The organism is Sporosarcina sp. GTC18466, assembly GCF_055389225.1.
In genome coordinates, this window is sequence record NZ_AP044037.1 from 1,541,931 (window position 1) to 1,557,984 (window position 16,054).

16 protein-coding genes are annotated in these 16,054 nt (G+C 53.5%); 3 read left to right on the forward strand and 13 right to left on the reverse strand.

Going from position 1 to position 16,054, the window contains the following annotated elements; genetic code table 11:
* Positions 1 to 40: 40 nt before the first annotated feature.
* The 6 genes from ACZ5FK_RS07390 to ACZ5FK_RS07415 all read right to left on the reverse strand — a co-directional run bounded on the left by ACZ5FK_RS07390 (position 41) and on the right by ACZ5FK_RS07415 (position 6,439).
* Positions 41 to 1,186 carry a polysaccharide deacetylase family protein gene (locus tag ACZ5FK_RS07390; protein WP_464807250.1) on the reverse strand — a complete coding sequence of 382 codons (1,146 nt, stop codon included), beginning with the start codon at positions 1,184 to 1,186 and terminating at the stop codon, positions 41 to 43.
* Positions 1,187 to 1,851: 665 nt separating this feature from the next.
* A complete protein-coding gene (locus ACZ5FK_RS07395; protein ID WP_464807251.1) occupies positions 1,852 to 3,105 on the reverse strand; it encodes a polysaccharide deacetylase in 1,254 nt (417 codons plus the stop codon).
* Positions 3,106 to 3,213: 108 nt separating this feature from the next.
* Entirely contained in the window at positions 3,214 to 4,485 is a 1,272-nt protein-coding gene (locus tag ACZ5FK_RS07400) for an efflux RND transporter periplasmic adaptor subunit (protein ID WP_464807252.1), read from the reverse strand.
* Positions 4,485 to 5,168 carry a hypothetical protein gene (locus ACZ5FK_RS07405; protein ID WP_464807253.1) on the reverse strand — a complete coding sequence of 228 codons (684 nt, stop codon included), beginning with the start codon at positions 5,166 to 5,168 and terminating at the stop codon, positions 4,485 to 4,487. Before ACZ5FK_RS07405 ends, ACZ5FK_RS07400 begins: the two co-directional genes overlap by 1 nt.
* A gap of 478 nt (positions 5,169 to 5,646) precedes the next feature.
* The gene (locus ACZ5FK_RS07410) at positions 5,647 to 6,090 is read right to left on the reverse strand and encodes a transcriptional regulator (protein ID WP_464807254.1); all 444 of its coding nucleotides are present in this window, start codon (positions 6,088 to 6,090) and stop codon (positions 5,647 to 5,649) included.
* Between the two features lie 82 nt (positions 6,091 to 6,172).
* Positions 6,173 to 6,439, reverse strand: a complete 267-nt coding sequence (locus ACZ5FK_RS07415; RefSeq protein ID WP_464807255.1) for a hypothetical protein — start codon at positions 6,437 to 6,439, stop codon at positions 6,173 to 6,175.
* Between the two features lie 109 nt (positions 6,440 to 6,548).
* Here ACZ5FK_RS07415 and ACZ5FK_RS07420 point away from each other — a divergent pair, with 109 nt between their 5' ends.
* Entirely contained in the window at positions 6,549 to 8,135 is a 1,587-nt protein-coding gene (locus ACZ5FK_RS07420; RefSeq protein ID WP_464807256.1) for a hypothetical protein, read from the forward strand.
* The gene (locus ACZ5FK_RS07425; RefSeq protein ID WP_464807257.1) at positions 8,132 to 10,867 is read left to right on the forward strand and encodes a DEAD/DEAH box helicase; all 2,736 of its coding nucleotides are present in this window, start codon (positions 8,132 to 8,134) and stop codon (positions 10,865 to 10,867) included. Before ACZ5FK_RS07420 ends, ACZ5FK_RS07425 begins: the two co-directional genes overlap by 4 nt.
* A gap of 43 nt (positions 10,868 to 10,910) precedes the next feature.
* On the opposite strand, the gene ACZ5FK_RS07430 is transcribed toward ACZ5FK_RS07425, so the two are convergent.
* Positions 10,911 to 11,075, reverse strand: a complete 165-nt coding sequence (locus ACZ5FK_RS07430; RefSeq protein WP_464807258.1) for a hypothetical protein — start codon at positions 11,073 to 11,075, stop codon at positions 10,911 to 10,913.
* A 262-nt stretch (positions 11,076 to 11,337) separates the two neighbouring features.
* Positions 11,338 to 11,769, reverse strand: coding sequence for a single-stranded DNA-binding protein (locus ACZ5FK_RS07435; protein WP_464807259.1), 432 nt, complete (start codon positions 11,767 to 11,769; stop codon positions 11,338 to 11,340).
* 260 nt (positions 11,770 to 12,029) lie between these two features.
* On the opposite strand from ACZ5FK_RS07435, the gene ACZ5FK_RS07440 reads away from it, so the two are divergent.
* Positions 12,030 to 12,467, forward strand: coding sequence for a YwpF family protein (locus ACZ5FK_RS07440; RefSeq protein ID WP_464807260.1), 438 nt, complete (start codon positions 12,030 to 12,032; stop codon positions 12,465 to 12,467).
* A 728-nt stretch (positions 12,468 to 13,195) separates the two neighbouring features.
* Here the strand turns inward: ACZ5FK_RS07440 and ACZ5FK_RS07445 are convergent.
* The 5 genes from ACZ5FK_RS07445 to ACZ5FK_RS07465 form a co-directional block, all read right to left on the reverse strand.
* The gene (locus ACZ5FK_RS07445; protein ID WP_464807261.1) at positions 13,196 to 13,603 is read right to left on the reverse strand and encodes a hypothetical protein; all 408 of its coding nucleotides are present in this window, start codon (positions 13,601 to 13,603) and stop codon (positions 13,196 to 13,198) included.
* A 97-nt stretch (positions 13,604 to 13,700) separates the two neighbouring features.
* Entirely contained in the window at positions 13,701 to 14,096 is a 396-nt protein-coding gene (locus ACZ5FK_RS07450; protein WP_464807262.1) for a hypothetical protein, read from the reverse strand.
* 248 nt (positions 14,097 to 14,344) lie between these two features.
* On the reverse strand, positions 14,345 to 14,788 hold the full coding sequence (gene fabZ, locus ACZ5FK_RS07455) for a 3-hydroxyacyl-ACP dehydratase FabZ (RefSeq protein WP_464807263.1): 444 nt from the start codon (positions 14,786 to 14,788) through the stop codon (positions 14,345 to 14,347).
* A gap of 22 nt (positions 14,789 to 14,810) precedes the next feature.
* Positions 14,811 to 15,170: a DNA-directed RNA polymerase subunit beta gene (locus ACZ5FK_RS07460; protein ID WP_464807264.1), complete on the reverse strand. Its 360-nt coding sequence runs from the start codon at positions 15,168 to 15,170 to the stop codon at positions 14,811 to 14,813.
* Positions 15,171 to 15,192: 22 nt separating this feature from the next.
* The gene (locus tag ACZ5FK_RS07465; RefSeq protein ID WP_464807265.1) at positions 15,193 to 16,029 is read right to left on the reverse strand and encodes a flagellar hook-basal body protein; all 837 of its coding nucleotides are present in this window, start codon (positions 16,027 to 16,029) and stop codon (positions 15,193 to 15,195) included.
* Between the last annotated feature and the right edge of the window lie 25 nt (positions 16,030 to 16,054).

Consider the following 16,054-nt stretch of genomic DNA (forward strand, 5'->3'; position numbering starts at 1 on the left):
AATAAAGCAGCAAGGGCACCCAAGCGCCCTTGCCGCCTCTTTACAATTGCCGATCATTAAAGAAATTCATGACGACATGATGATCCGGGTCGTACTCTGCGAAGGAATAGCCCTCCGCTTTCAGCCATTCGATGATCGACGGCAGTGCTTTCGTCGTCTGCACCCGGTCGTGCATCAGGATGACAATATTTTTGCCGCCCCGGCGATCCACTTTCCGGACGCCGTTTTTAACATTCGCGATGATCTGATCGACCCCGCTGACATTATAGCGCCAATCATTCGAATCGACATTCCAGTCCCACAGCTTATAGCCGTTCGCCTTCAGCTGCTTCCGCATGGAAGGCGTCACCCACGGCTTGCTGCCGTACGGAACGCGCGCTAGCTGGCTCGGTTTTCCGGTGATCTTCTCAATGATCGAAAAGCTGTCATTCATTTCTTTCATGAAATTTTTTGTCGAACTGTACAATACCTTTTCATTATGTGTCATGCTATGCGATCCAATATAAAATCCCTCACTCGCCACTTTTTTGACGATGGAAGGATTGCGCTTCATCTGATTTCCGATAAAGAAGAACGTCGCCGGCAAGCCATATCGATTCAGCGTTTTCACATTGGTCAACGTATACTCGGTCGGGCCGTCGTCAAACGTCAGATAAACCGTCTTCCCTTTCGTTCCGGCGACAGGCGGCTTCTCGCTGCCTTGATTCTGCTTAGCCCGGTAGGCTTCAATCACCTGTTTGAACTGCTCATGCGTTTTGCTGATATAGCGATCCCGATAGATGCGTATCGTTTTTTCCGGCTTGAAATAATAGAATTTCAACCCGACTTCCTGGGCGATGAATTTTACACTGATATACGTTTTTCCATCAATCTGCTCCATCGGCTGAAATCCCAGTTCCACGCCGCCCCGCGATGTTTTGCCTGTCTTCGGATTGAACGCATACACCTTGCCGTATTTCTCAAAGACCACTTGCCCATCTTTCGTCTCGACGGGAAGGTATAAGTGACCCTTGATTTCCTCAAGCGGCACCTTCGTGTCTCCATGCGTCACGCGGATATCGTCAATCGGCAAAATGCGGTCATGCAAGCCCAGCAGACGCTGCTGCGCCGCCTCCCCCTCTCCCGGGTGAATCAAAAATCCAAGGAACAGTATGGCGATGATCTGGAATAGTCGTTTTCCTGCCATCTGCCTCCCCCTTTCTATTTATCTATTCTTTTTTGGAGTTCCCTCCTCAGGCTTGATAAAACATGAAGGGGCAGATTGCGTCCAATTGAATGATCGTTGCTTCTTAATAACGAGGGATTGCTAGTTTCAAAGGATTCATTGATTCCTTTGCAGGCGGCATTGCTTGCTTATCAGCTCTCATAGCTTACTTCGAAGGGGGGGATTGCTTACTTCATACAGCCTGCCGTGAATCGATGGCTATTGCTTACCTCGCCCAGCACTCCGCTTGACCGTTTCCCTCTGCTCACCCAGGCAAGACCATTGCTTACTTTACGGCCCTCATTGCTTCCTACAGCCGCCCGATTGCTTACTTCTCGCGCCTCATTGCTTATTTCCCGGCTTCATTGCTCACATCAGCCACCTCATTGCTCACTTCCCACCCCTCATTGCTCACTTCGCCCAGCACTCCGCTTGACCGATCACGCCTGCTCATCCAGGCAAGACTATTGCTTACTTTATGACCCTTATTGCTTCCTACAGCCACCCGATTGCTTACTTCTCGCGCATCATTGCTTATTTCCCGGCTTCATTGCTCACATCCGCCACCTCATTGCTCACTTTCCACCCCTCATTACTCACTTCGCCCCGCTCCGCTCTCAACGCAAAAAACCGCCCTCAGGCGGTTTTTAAAGTGTCTGATCATGCAGGAAGTTCTTTACGATATGATGCTCCGGCTCGTATTTTGCGAACTGGTAGCCTTCTTGCTGGAGCCATTCGATGATGGCGGGGAGGGCTTTTGTTGTTTGGACGCGGTCGTGGAGGAGGATGACGATGTTGCGGTCTCCCGCTTTGGCGGCGTCAGCCACGCCCTTTTTCACATTCTCGATGATCTGGCCGGCCTCTTTTTCGGTGTAGCGCCAGTCATTTGAGTCGACGGTCCAATCCCACATTTTGTAATGGCCGGCGGTGAGTTTCTTTTGCATGTCCGGCGTGACGTGCGGCTTGCTGCCATACGGGACGCGGACGAGATGGGTCTCTTTGCCGGTGATGTGTTTGATCAATTTCGTGCTGTCGTCCATTTCTTTGATGAAGTCGACAGCCGATTTGTAGACGAGCTCCTTATCATGCGTCATGCCATGGGAGCCGATGTAGTGCCCGTCGTTCGCTGCCGCTTCCACAATTTTCGGATAGGTCTTCATATGTTTGCCGAGGAAGAAGAATGTGGCGCGCACGTCATGCTTTTTGAGCGTCGCTAGATTCGTAGTCGTGAATTTATTCGGCCCGTCGTCGAATGTCAAGTAGACGGTCGTTTCACCTGGAGTTGCGGGTTTCGGTTTTGCGGTCTTACCCGGTACAGGCTTTTGCGTTTTCACCGGTTTCGGTGTTTTCCCCGGTGCTGGTTTCGAAGCGGTATCCGGCTTTAAAGATGTCTCCGGTTTCGGCTTTTCCGCCTCTTGCTTCGCACGGAATGCGGCGATGACTTTCTCGAATTCCTCATGCGTTACATGCGGGTAGCTGTCCCGGTAGATGCGGATCGTTTTTTCATTCTGGAAATAATGAAGCTCGAAGCCGAGTTCTCGCGCGATGTACTTGACGCTGATGAACGTCTTGCCGTCCAGCTGCCGGATTGGCGTGAATTTCAGGCTTTCGCCGTCCTTTGCCGTAACGCCGGTCTTCGGGTCGAAGCTGAGCTCGGTCCCGTACTTGCGGATGACGATTTTCCCTTTTTCATTCTCCACCGGCATATACAAGAAGCGCGCCATCTCGTCGAGCGCTGCGACGGTATCGCCTTCTATGACGCGAATATCCGTGAGCGGAAGGATCCGGTCATGCAGCGCAATGAGGCGGCCGCCTGAAGAACCGGCTGCCTGTCCTGTCTCTGTGCGAATAAAACAACTAGCCACTAACAAGAATAGTAGTGCAATCAACCCTTTTTTCATCCCAACAGCCCCTTTTCTACCACTCTATTAAGTATAAAGGTTTGACGGGCGAATAGAACGAAAAGTTTCAGTAAAACAAATAAAGCGGCCCCTTTCAGGACCGCTCTCTCACCGTATAAACATATGTCTCACATAATCTTTCCAGCCGAACGACTTCCACGCTTCCTTCGATGGCGCTTCAAGAGGCATCGGCAGGAAGACCGGTGCGGACTCCCTCAACTCCGCAAGAGGCCCTCTCCTTCCGCTGTCAAACGCAACATCGCCGATTGACAGGCCGTCCGTGACTATGGCTCTTCCCTGGTAGACGAATGGAACGCTGAGATCCGCTTTCGCCGCACGGCCGTCTTCGTCAATCACCCAGACGGATGCCTGCTCGTCGCGCAAGCCCGTCAGCCAGTGGCGCTTGACGGACAAAGCGTTTTCCGCTTCGTTCACGGTGACGACCGTATTGACATTCGCGCCATACGGGATTTCGGGCATGCCTTCTTCTGCGGCAAGCCGTACTTCATACCGCTCGAGCGGGTTTTTGCTTCGCCCGGGATCAAGCGCTTCATATGCGTCTGTCCACTCTGATTGAGGAGCAGGCACTTCCGCGACGGAAACGACCGTCCCGCTTAATGTGCCGCCGAGCGAGTCTTTCTGGATGACCGCTTCATCTCCGGGCTCTATTTTCTGCCACTCTTTCAGATCGACGTAGGTGACAATCTCCTTGTCTTCGCTAAACAGATCAGCCGACACAACCGCTCCATGCCGGTTAATAGCCGAAACGACGCCATCTGCAGGGCTGAAGAGCGCGCCTGCCTCCGGATTCGAAAGCTGCATCTCGAGGACTGCCAGCTTCCGCTCAATTTCCGCTAGTTCCCGCTCCGTATCCGCAATTGCCTGGGCATATGCTCCGTCCGACATGCCGGTGACCTCGACGTTGATATTGATATCCGTGTCGCCTGCAGTTGCATCGATAGTCGAACCGTTGCCGCCTGCACCCATGCGTTCCGCCTGCAAGGAGGAAAGCGTGCTCTCGACCGTGATCTGCTGGCGGAGGAGGCCTTCCTGTTCCGCCTCCCATGCGCGGATCTGGTCCTCTTTGCTGCCTGCCCGAAGCGTCGCGATTTCGCCGCCCGCCTGCACCTGGCCGCCTTCTTTCACGAGCCATGTATCAATCGCGTCTTCATTGCCCACGTAGACCGTATATACTTCCCGGGGCGCGATCAGGCCTTGCTTTGGAAGAGTCTCCTTGAAATCGCCTTCCGTCACGCGCTCATACTTCGGCACGTATACGGATTTCTGGATTTTGCTGTCTTTTGAAAACAGCAGGAATGCATTGACGCCGATGAAAAGGCTCACAACGACGGCGATCGTGATGCTAAAACGCTTTTTCATCACAAACCACCTCCCGTCATCTTATCAAACAGCGATTCGAACGGAATGAAGCCGACCGCCGCCGTGATCAGTGCCAAGATGACTTGCAATCCGATGAGCGCCCAAATGAGATAACGCCCTTTCGCAAGTCCGAATCCCCGTATGTACGAATACTGGATGGCGACGATTAGCGCGGTCGTGATGCTGAATTGATTCAGGAAAAAAATCAAATACCAGTTTTCGAGAATCGTTGCCGCAAGCGGACCGAATGACAGGAAAGAGACGCTCGCTGTCATGCCTTTCACTGCAAACACAAAAAAGAGCAGCGCCTTCTCCAGCAGCAAAATGCCGGTTACGAGAAGCTGCAGGGGTAGCAGCTGCTGATAAGGTATTTTTGTGATGAAACTGAGTATGTATGAAATGCCGTAATAATGGAATGCAAAATAGACAAGCGCCCAGATGAGGATTCCAGCAAGCGAAGCGATCCGCGCCACCGTATAATTCTCGGGCGACATCGTGACGAGCAGCGGTGTCAGCGATTCCGTTCCCCACCCCCACACATTGCGAGCAGCGAACACAAGCAATCCTGCCAGCAGGACGAGCACGACCCGCATGTTGTACCTGCGCATTTCGGACGTCTGGAGGCTGAGGGCCAGCTCACGCGGACGGGTCACGAAATGCCAATACTTGAAATCAAAAAACATAGCGACAATCCTTTCTGCGATTTTCTGCCGAACCTTGCAACTTCCTATAATCCTACTTTATCAAACTGCCCATGATTTTCAATGGCTGTGAATGAAATAGGATGAAATTGGGCAGATTACTGCTAATAAACGAGCACAAAGAGGCAGAGCGCAAGTCCATAGCGTGCCCGCGAGTGGTCAATCGGGCAGGAAACGCTAAAATCTTGCATCCCTTATTTCCTCCCATGAGCGATATTTCACTTCATTTCCCGGGAAATTGACAAAGGAGCGGATTTGATTGAAAGAAGAAGAAAACAATCGATTCACCTGGCAAGACTTCCTTTTCGGCCTCGCAGGATCAACGATTTTCGTTTTAGTCCTTCATATTTTCATAGCTTAGTAAGCAAGCCTCTTGCTATATACCCTCTTTTCCCAATAGAAAAACACTTACCGGGAACTTTTTCCGATAAGTGTTTTTATCCTTTTTGAGTATCCACGATCAGTGCATTCCTTCCGTCAGTTCATTGAATAGGGTGCGATTTTGAGTTTCAAGTGCGTAATCGATCATGTGCTGCCGGTTTGCGGCTTCAAGTTCCGTTGTAAGGCGGGACGCTTCCTCGATGACGCTTTCCGGCGGGCTGATTGTCAGTTTGAATGTTTCTTCGAGCATGCTGGATAAATGAAGATGGAGATCGGAAATGACGAGCAGCTGGTAGAGCGGGAGGCGGATGAAGCGGCTGCCCCGCTGGAAGACGAACACTTCCCCAAGGTTCTCGACTTGGAGGCTCTTCATGTTGACGATGATCTCCTTCCCTTCATTCGGGACAAATTGATAGACTTCCCCTCCTTTAATGATCGAGAAATATTGATACGCAAATACGAGGCGCAGACGGAAATCTTCCTGACTAGTAAAAAACGGCATCATTCGCTGAACTGATAACATCGTTCTCCCTCCGTATCGAATTTTCCGATTATTATTACCATTCTATCATACTGTACCCGATTTTGTGAATGGAATTTATTCTTTAGCGCAGGGATTTTACAAGCGGCGGCCTCTCGAGCAGGATGTTCATCTGCCGCGGCTCCGCCTGCACGTTCAGCGATTCAAGTGCTTTGACGATGCGCCCGTTGACGTCCGAAGGTGCCCCCTGCCTGATGCGGAATGAAATATGGCCCTCTTCGATATGGGGCAGGATTCCTTGCAGCTGGTCCGCGTATCCGGCAGGTCTTTCCCGCACTGCCTCGCGTACTAGCCGCTCCTCTTTGCGGACGGCGAGTATGAATGTCTCCATGTTTTCACCTCTTTCATTCGGCGTTCTATTTGTTTTGGACTGAATTCATTTACGACGGGGAGTGGAACCAAGTATAATGGAGGGAATGCTATATTCAGGGAGTGGTCTTTTGCAAATGACTGTTGAGCGTGTTGCCTATTTGCATGAGCATGAAATTGAAAAGCTTATGAATCATTACAAACTTCATTTCCGTCCATCCGATCCAGGCGATGCTGCGCTTATTCAGCGTGCTGTCACGCTGGCGAGGCGCGGGGATGCGCGGAAATACACATATAACCCTGAGGATGAAGGCGTGACGGTCATCGTCGGGGTGCATCCCGAGGAGGTTGTGCGCCTGTCGTTCAGCCGGATGCAGGGGACGTGCACATGCGGCAATCCGGCAATGTGCGAGCATATGATTGCCGTAGTGTTCCATCTGTATATGCAGTTCAATTCACTGTCGGATTGGCTGCATGACTGGCGTCAGTCGGAGACCCGGCAGCTGGCACTGGCTGTATCAGAGAGGACGCCGGATGCCTGGCTCGATGTGCTGAAGACAGTGACGGGGCCTCTCCGCTCTTTGCGCGAATCCGATCCGGTGATCACGTTCCTTCATGAGAAGAACCGGATCGGCGAGCAGATCGCCCCCCTCTCCCCGCATGAGTATGAATGGAAGCCGCTGTTCGAGCTCTATTACCAGCTCGTCCTGCTCGAAGCCGCATTGCCGTATGCAAGCATGCATCTGCGGGACAGCTTTGCGGACTCCTTCCAATACGACAATTGGCAATTGCGGACGTGGCTCAATGAGGAACTTTCGAGGATGAAAGATCTGGTGGGCGCGATCGGTTCAAAACCGAAGCTATTCGAAGCTGATGCGTTCCATGAGCGGCTGAAAGAGATCGTCCGTACTGTCGTGTTCTCGACGGACGGCATATTTGAAATGCGCCTGCACATCTACCTCCTGTTCTGGTCGAAATTCTTTCCCGGCAAAGCCGCGAGGGAACAGGAGCTGGACCGGCTGGCGGAGGATGGCTCTCATAGGGATGCGCCTTACTTCGCGTTCGCCCTGCACATTCTGGCCGGGGACGCCGAAGAGCTTCCGTCGATCGCGGAGAAGCGCGGGGGCGAACATCTCAGCAGATGGATCCCGCTCGCGGAATATTGCCTTCAGCAGGAGCAGAAGGATGCGCTTCGCATTATCATGGAGACGGTATACCCTCATATCGGCAATTATTACGAGAAAAGCGCCGCGCTGCGTGACCGTTCCTCGTTCATTCAGAAAGTGGACGGGCTTCTTGAGGCCGCCGGTTTCCCGGATGACAAACGGGAGAACCTGTTTGCGCTGTACGGCAAGACGGGCGTCCAAGTATATGCCGAGTTTCTAATCGGACGGGAACGGTACCCTGAATGGGCCGCTCTCATGCACCGGTTCACCTATCATTACGATTCGCTCGATACCGAGATGCTCAAGACCGTCCTCGCGAAAGAACCAATGGCCGCCATGCCGCTGCTGCATAATTTCGCGATCCGCTTCATCCATGAAAAGAACCGGGATAGCTACCGGCGCGCTGTCCGGCTTTTCAAGCGCATGCGGACGGGAGCGAAAAAAGCGGGCCAGACCGACTTCTGGAACCGGTATATCGATACGGTGCAGCAACAATACCGCCGGCTGCGCGCGTTGAATGAAGAGATGGAGAAAGGGAATCTGCGATTATGATCTCTATGGATGCTTTGAAAAAACAGATGCTCATATCGGTCCGCATCACGGACAACCCGGGGATCTACGCCGTATCCGCTTTGACAAAGGAAGGCACCCGGATTCCCGCCGATGTGCTCGCTTCGTATCTGTTCTTCTCGGATGAACGGTCCCTGTTCGGCCTGACCGCCGAAACGAGCGGCTATGAGGTGATGATGCCGATTTCGGATGCGATGCATCTATTCTCGGATAAACTTCATCCGTTCGCCGACTTCATCCCTCAAACCGGCAATGAAGAGGATTTCATCGAAGCGATGGACAAGGCGGCCGGCGAGTGGAGCGATCCGTCGCTTTGGGAACGGGCCGTGTTTGACGGGCAGGCCGTCCATTTCGGCGATTCAGAAGCAGCGGAAGTTCTTGAAGAGCTATTCTATGATAAGATCCGCGGCACCGGCATCTCCACCGAGCAGATGCCAGCCTTGCTAGATCATTTGAAGAAATTTGGCTGGCCTGAGTCACCAAGCGGGAACCTGCCTGTACAGGCGGCACTCCGACTGACAGAACCGATGGACGACCAGGATACGGAATGGCTGCTTGAGACGATTTTGGTGAATGAACGCGGGACACACTGGGCGCCGGGCGTCAGAAAACGCAAAGCGCCTGTCGCGGATGCTCTTCCGCCGAAGTGGGCGGATCTGCATGAAGCGATTGAAGGCCAGCAGGCGGAACTCCTTTCATTTCTCGACCCGGAATGGATCGCGAGCAGTGAAGGCGGATTCTTCCGCATGCCGATGACCGATGCGGACGTTAGGCGTTTCATCCAGGAAGCGCTCCCTCTGTATCAGGCGTTCGGCTATCCGGTCATCTTGCCGGCATGGCTGAAGTCGGTGACCGAATCGAAAATGCGCGTCCGGACGAATGCCGGAACTGCATCCTACCGTTCTGCTGCTGGGCTCGATGAAGTACTTTCCTTCAACTGGTCGTTCTCGCTCGCGGGCAAGGACATTGAAGAGGAAGAGTTCCGCCGGCTCGTTGACGAAAACCGGGAGTATATCCGGTCAGGGAATGAATGGTTCCACCTCGATCCTGCCTGGCTGAAGCGGATCAAGGAGCTAATGGAACGGGCGGATGCGGGCGAATGGACCGTGAAAGACTTGTTATTCCAGGAGATGCCCGCGGAAATCGTCCCAGAAGATCTCGACGAAGAGCCTGACGATCCGTTATTCGCTTTCACGATGCAGCAGTCGCTGCGCGAATATGTCGACGTCGTCTTCTCGAAGAAAGGCTTGCCGGATGTCCCGGTGTCGCCTCTCCTTAAAGCAGAACTGCGGCCATACCAGATCGAAGGGTACAATTGGCTCTGCTTCATGCGGGACCATCAGTTCGGCGCCTGTCTCGCGGATGATATGGGACTCGGGAAAACCGTCCAGCTGATCGCGTACTTGCTGCGTGTGCACGGCGAGACGGAAGCCGCTAGTCCGTCCCTCATCATCTGCCCGACGAGCGTCCTCGGCAACTGGCAGAAGGAACTCGAGCGGTTTGCGCCGTCGCTGGCGGTTCATATCCATTACGGTCCTACGCGGACGAAAGAGCCGGAGGAATTCGGAAAAATCGTCGGTGAGATGAAGCCCGATGTCATCCTGACGACATACGGGACCGCCACGCAGGACGGTGATATGCTGGCGGCGACCGATTTCAGCAGCATCACGCTCGACGAAGCGCAAAACATCAAGAACATGCAGACGAAGCAGTCGCGCGCCATCCGGAAACTGAAGGGCGGACATCATATCGCCTTGACCGGAACTCCGATCGAGAACCGGCTATCCGAGCTGTGGGCGATCTTCGATTTTATCCATAAAGGGTATTTCGGCAGTTTCCGTTCGTTCACTGACGATTATATTATCCCGATTGAGCGGGATGATGCGGAGCGGGAGAAGCGGAAATTGCGTTCGAAGATCCGTCCGTTTTTATTGCGCAGGACGAAGAACGATCCGGAGCTCCAATTGAACTTGCCGAAGAAGCTGGAGCAGAATGAATATTGTCCGCTCACGACCGAGCAGGCGGCGCTGTACGAAAGCTTCATCGACGATACGAAATACAAGCTGGATACATTGACGCCGTTTGAGCGCAAAGGGCTGATCTTGAAGATGCTCAGCAAGCTGAAGCAGCTGTGCAACCACCCTTCGCTATTCCTGAAAGAGCCGTATGAACCGGCATCTACTGCGCTGGAACGCTCTGTGAAGCTCGAGCGGATCGTTTCAATGGCGGCCGAGATTGCGGAAAACGGCGAGCAATGCCTGATCTTCACCCAGTATATCGGGATGGGCCAATTGATCCGGCAATGCCTGTCCGAGCTGCATGACATCGATGTCCCGTTCCTGACCGGAAGCATGCCGAAAGGGCAGCGGGATTCGCTAGTCGACAGTTTCCAGCGCGGCGAGTTCCCGGTCTTCATCCTGTCACTCAAGGCGGGCGGCACGGGGCTTAACTTGACGAACGCAAACCACGTGCTGCACGCGGACCGGTGGTGGAATCCGGCGGTCGAAAACCAGGCGACCGACCGCGCCTACCGGATCGGCCAGACGAAATTCGTGCACGTGCATAAGTTCGTCACAGTCGGCACGATCGAGGAGAAGATCGACCGGATGCTGGAGGAAAAGGCGGCCCTCTCCGCCGACCTCATCCAGTCGAGCCAGTGGTTGACCGAACTGTCCGACCGCGAGCTGGATGATCTGTTGACGTTCGAACGATGATTGCGGTCCTCGGTCCTGCATGGGCTGAGGACCCCTTTTCATTTCACCTGATCGGTTCGTGCATTTTACGGGTATGTATGGAGACGATTTTCCGGCCGCGTTCCTGCATTTCCAGGTACTCGAGCCGTTCGCTCATATTGGCGATGATGCGGATCAGCTGCTCGACTTGCAGCTCCATTCGGATGACGGACTTTTCAAGGTCTTTCATGTTAAATCCCCCTTTTTTTGAGTAACTTGGAGCGGGAACGGCCCCCGCCCCAAGCTTTTAATAAGCGCTTTCCGCTTTAACCCCATTAAAGCAGATCAATGCTTTGCCGGCTCGATGCCGGCTGTTCCTTCTTATGGACGCGTTCGGTTCCCCAACCTTGCGCATCCTCCTCTACCTCTCCTTACTATTCATTCCATTTTCCATTCCAGACGACCTATGACCCCTCCTTCGCCCGATTTTCGACTGCCTATGTATGCGGCTGTTAGAAAATCGGCAGTTCCTCCTTCTCTTTCTCCGTGAGCTCGAAATTCTCCCTGACGTACGCCTGCTCACGATCCGCTTGCCTGTCCGGCTCATTTGCTCCCGAACCGCCGCGTCGCTTCGTCTCCAGGAACCGCACTTCGTCGCCGGACACTTCCGTCACGAACGCGCGGCTTCCATCCTCCCGCTCATAGGAACGTGACTGGATTCTTCCCGTGATGGCGATCAGCGATCCTTTCTGGCAATATTGCGCCGTGTTTTCCGCGGTCCGTCCGCGCGTCGAGCAAAAAACGAAATCCGCCTCGTACTCGCCTTTTTGATTGCGGAACGTACGGTTTACCGCGACCGTGAAACTCGCCAGCGCCCCGCCATCCGGGAATTTTCGCAAAACCGGATCCTTCGTCATGCGTCCGACGAGTGCAACCTGATTCATCTGCCTCCCCCCTTTCCTGTGGATTGTCCTCATCATACGGCACATTAATTTTCTGAGCAATTCGACAAGTCTCGGATTTGACATGGTTTTCGGGATCAAATCCTGATATTGATCGTTTCCATTTTCTTGAATAAACGCAGTATCCCAAGCGGACCAACGCTTTGTAAATTTTCTCGTTTTCTACAAAATACGAACTTCGCCTATTTGGAAAATAGTTTGGAACGTGTGCTATAATCGAGGAAAAGAAGTGGGGTGGCGCGTTGAAAACGTTTAAATTGATTTCCGTCGGCGTCCAGCAGGACAATCAAATCATCGACTTCCCGCTCGTCGACGGCATCATCATCAATCAGGAAAATAGCCACCGGATGTGGATTCTCGAAATGTTCATCGACCGCGCGCATAAAGAGCTGTTCGAAGAGTGGAAGGCGAACGACGAACTGCTCGAAGCCCGCGCCGTCATCTCCTACCCGGAGAACGAGCCCGCCGGTTTCCTTGTCGCAGTCGACACGATCCAGGACATCGGCGACCATATTTCCGTCCTGCTGAAAGGCCGCCTGAAACGGGCCCGCTCCCAGTACGCGGAGCATCTCCTCGAGGAATTGATCATGGAAGGGCTCGGCGGTCCCGAACTGCTCGCCCGTTTCGAACACGACATGCAAGCCAGACCGCGCCTGAAGCGCGAACATGAAACAAAATGAGGAAAGAGTCCGCGATGGGCTCTTTTTTTGTTATGGTTGCCTACGGTTTTGTGGGTAAGCTGGCGACGTTCGCGGGGACTCGCCTGGCTGGCAGGCTTGCCTGGGACGCGCTGCATGCACTTGACCAATTAATCACTGCTCTGTTCACTGTTGCTTCTTTCTGCCACGCCTCGCATGGCAGGAGACTCATTGCTTCGTATTGAGCTTTTTTGCTTCCTTTCACCGCCCGGTTGCTTCATTTCGGCTGGCTGTTGCTTCCTGCCGGGATTTATTGCTTCTAAATCGCGAGCGTTGCTTCGTAAACAGGCTGTATTGCTTCCTCCTGCCCCGCCTCGCACGGCAGGCGCCCCATTGCTTCGTATTGAGCTTTTTTGCTTCCTTTCACCGCCCGGTTGCTTCGTTTCGGCTGGCTGTTGCTTCCTGCCGAGATTTATTGCTTCCTAACCTCGCACGGTTGCTTCGTAAACAGGCTGTATTGCTTCCTCCCGCCCCGCCTCGCACGGCAGATGCCTGATTGCTTCGTATTGAGCTTTATTGCTTATTTTCACCGCCCAGTTGCTTCCTATCGGCTGGCTGTTGCTTCCTGCCGAGCTTTATTGCTTCTAAACCGCGCGCGTTGCTTCGTAAACGGCATTATTGCTTCCTTCCTCCCCGCCGCCACTACAATCAAAAAAACCCAACAAGCCATCTCCCATAAAAGGGAATGGCCTGCCGGGGTCGGCTTGCGGTTAGCGGTTGTTGTTCTTGCGATTGGTGTTGTTTGGCTCGACGGTTGTTGTGCCGCCGCTCTTCATGTCGGTATCGTTGTTCGTACCTTCCATGGTGCCCGTGCCTGAATCATTTCCGCCCATCGTGTTCGTGCCCGTTCCGTTGTCATTCATCGTCCCGTTATTCATGGTACCGCCATTCGTATCATTATTCATGATGCCGTTGTCGGTATCAGTTCCGTTATTCGTTCCGTTGTTGACACCGTCCAGATCGGGGCCTGCTCCGTTGTTGTTGTCAACACGCGGCGTCAGGTCGCGGTTCTCCATTGGCGTTTCGTCGTTCGATGGGACTGCATCATCGTTTCCGTTTCCACAGCCAGCCAGGACAATCCCTGTTGCAAATACGAGTGGAATCGCTTTTTTGAACATGAAAATTCCCTCCTTTCCACAAGCCGTCTCTCATACGGAATGCGTATGGCACTCCGTAGGGTGGCTCAAAAAGAGGGAACTATCCGTATGCGATTGGTTACTTTCCTTGCGACTCCATCTCGTTCTTCAGCAAATTTTCGACGAATAGCGCTTCCGCTTTGCAATCATACTCATAGTGCGTGCCGAGTTTTTCCTGCATCGTCTGGATGGCTGCGATCTGGTCGTCGCTCGGCGGTTCGCTTAAGACGCGGCCGATGACTTCATTGATGCGCTGCGCGAGGTCTTCGTGGAATGCCGGATCGTTTTTCAGGCTGTCCGGAATTTTGGAGTACCACAGCGCTTTCGTCGTGATGTATTCCCGCCAAAAGCTGATGTAGTCTTCTATGCTGTATTCATCTTCATCCCAGCTGATCGACGCCATATACTGCTCGAACGTCTGGGTGATGGAGCGGGTGATGCTGCTTTTTATGTTTGGAGAAAGATCTTTGAACATATCTGTTTGTTACCTCCCACGGTTAAGTGCATTGCAGGCGCTCCTACTCGAAAAGAGGGATTGCCCCACTGTCCGGATGCATCGTGCCGGCTTGCCGGCTGTAAGCAGGACAGCGCGATGCGCATAATGGGAATCAAGAAGATTACCCGCATCCGGCCGTTTCCTCATGACATTCAACTGTCTTTTGGAATAGCGCCTCGTCGGCACTGCAATGTTCATTGTAGCGAACTTCCGCTACCGGCGCAAACTTAGTTTTCCTCTTCCTGCTTTGCTCCAAGGGCGAATGTGATTTCTGTCTCACATGCAACTTCGCCGTCCACTGTCGCAATCGCCTTGCCTTTGCCGATTGTGCCGCGCAGGCGCGTGATCTCGACTTCCAGGCGAAGCGTATCGCCCGGCACAACTTGGCGCTTGAACCGGCAATTGTCAATGCCTGCGAAGAAAGCAAGCCTTCCCTTGTTCTCTTCCTTCGAAAGTAGCGCGACCGCGCCGACTTGCGCGAGCGCTTCCACAATCAGAACGCCGGGCATGACAGGATAGCCAGGAAAATGGCCGTTGAAAAAGTCTTCATTGATCGTCACGTTTTTCAACCCGACCGCTTTCTTTCCTTCTTCCATTTCCAAAATCCGGTCGACGAGCAAAAATGGATATCGATGCGGCAGGATCTGTTGGATCTGTTCTGCTCCTAGCATGCACATGCCCTCCTTATGTAATTCATTTCTCAATTCCGTTCATAATATCAAAGACGTGACTCCATGTCTCTTTTTTCAATACGTCCGCCGGTTGTCCGTCGCCGATGTAGCCGTAGCCGATCATCGCCCCGGTGACCGCCGCCCCCGTTAGGAGCAGCACGACGAGGATGATGCGGAGCCAGATCGGCAAGAGGCGCACTTGCACCCAGAACCGTCTTTTCGGCGCCGCCTCTTCCCGCGTCTCTTTTCCGCGGGAGACCGGCTGCTCCGCGGCACGCTTGCGGCTTCGCTGGTTCCGCTCCGCGCGCGTTGCCGGCAGTTCAGATGTATTCGATTGCAGCGGACGTTCCCGCTCCATGCCGTTATGCTTTTCATCTATCATATCGAGGACTCCCTAACCCGGATCATCGTATGCTGTTGACCAAGCCGAGCATTTGATCGGCGAGCGTGATTGTCCGTGCGTTGAATTGGTATGAACGCTGGACATTGATAAGATCCGTCATTTCTTTCTCGTAATTGACATTTGATGCTTCCAGTTGCTGGCTGCTAAGCCCGATCTGCTGGCGGTTTGCGCCGTTCATTTCCGTCAGGACGTCACCCGCAGTGACTCCGAGATCCGCAAGATTCCCAGGGAGGGCAAACACCGTGTCCGACAGGCGGTTCATGAGGTTCGGCCGCTCGAGTGTCGTCACGCCGAGCTGCACGGCCATCACCGTTCCGTCCTCATACGAAGCTTCGAGCACGCCGCCCGGACGGACGGAGTAATTCTTCACGCCTTCGCGGAAAACAATCCCGTTTCCTGCGCTGTCCGCAACCGGGTAGCCGTCGCCGTTCACGAGCATGAGGCGCCCGCCTTCAGCCGGAGACACATAGAAGTTCCCTTGGCGCGTGTACGCTGTCATTTCGCCGTTCTCTCCCGGCATGAGCACGTTGAAGTACTGCTTCGGCTCTGTGAGCGCGAAATCGAGTTCCCGGCCCGTCACTTGCAAGGAGCCTTGCTTCCAGTTCATGAGCGTCGTGCCGATTTTAGCTCCGTTGCCGTACCGGATGCCGCCCGGTGACATTCGTTCTGCGCTGTCCGCTTTATCATTGTCGAACTGCTGATACAGCATTTCCTGGAACGACGATTGATTCGCCTTATATCCGTTAGTCGCCGAGTTTGCAAGGTTGTTTCCAATTACATCTATCTGCTGCTGCAGCCCGTTCATCGTGTTGACTGCAGTCGTCATTGTGCGTATCATTGCCCGTTACTTCCCCTTTCGCGTG